This is a genomic window from Mesorhizobium sp. M2A.F.Ca.ET.037.01.1.1, assembly GCF_003998075.1.
Taxonomy (GTDB): domain Bacteria; phylum Pseudomonadota; class Alphaproteobacteria; order Rhizobiales; family Rhizobiaceae; genus Mesorhizobium.
Genome location: NZ_RZSA01001631.1, coordinates 1 through 710, shown reverse-complemented (window position 1 = coordinate 710; position 710 = coordinate 1). Strand labels below are relative to the sequence as shown.

General features: G+C 63.4%; 2 protein-coding genes. Both read right to left on the bottom strand.

All coding sequences use genetic code 11. The features are described from left to right. Nucleotides 1-80: 80 nt before the first annotated feature. Complete coding sequence (locus tag EOA27_RS38855) at nucleotides 81-326, bottom strand: DUF680 domain-containing protein (RefSeq protein WP_126078171.1); 246 nt, start codon at nucleotides 324-326, stop codon at nucleotides 81-83. A 237-nt stretch (nucleotides 327-563) separates the two neighbouring features. Next, nucleotides 564-710, bottom strand: a 147-nt coding sequence (locus tag EOA27_RS38850; protein ID WP_127259017.1) for a DUF680 domain-containing protein, incomplete at its 5' end; no start/stop codon positions are given.

Genomic DNA, 710 nt, shown 5'->3' with positions numbered 1-710 from the left:
GCGGTGGTAAGGACGATCCTGGTCATTGCAAAAGTTCCTTTCGTTAAAAATGTGGAGGTCTTTGGGGGATCGAAGCGGCGTCAGCGGCCCCACAGGCCGTCGTCGTTGTGCCGGGCAATGATGTCGACGACGGTCCGGCTGGTTGCGGCCGTCACCGGAGCCTGGTGATCCGCCGTGCCGCGCTCACGGATCGAGCTGGTCATCATGTGATCGGCGCTGGCGGCCGGCTGCTTGGCGCCGTCGGCGCCGTAATGGTCGCTGCCGGCAGAGGCGCTGCCCATGGCAGCGGCGAGCATGGCAGCCGCGACGAATGCGGTCCTGTTCATCTCAATGTTCCTTGTCCTGTCGTTTCATCGGCGGCGCCTTGGGAGGATGGCCCGCTGCCGACAAGACCCGGAACAGTCCGGATTTATTCCCGATCAAGATTTCGGCTTCCGCGACGGGGATCGCGCAAATTGCCTGGTCGACGCACGGAAAAGCCCGGGCCAACGGATAGCCGGCTCCACAAAAACAGAGCGGCGGGACAAGCCCGCCGCTTTGAGGTCTGTCGAGGACAGATCCGTTTAATGGCTGCCGAACAGGTCGTGGTTGGCGCCCGTGACGATCGGCTTCTGGGCATCCGCGTCCGACTTCTTGACCGAAGCGGTGAACGAGGTGTCGACCGAAGCGGCCGGCTGGTTGGCGTTGGCCGAACCATAGTTGTCCGAGCC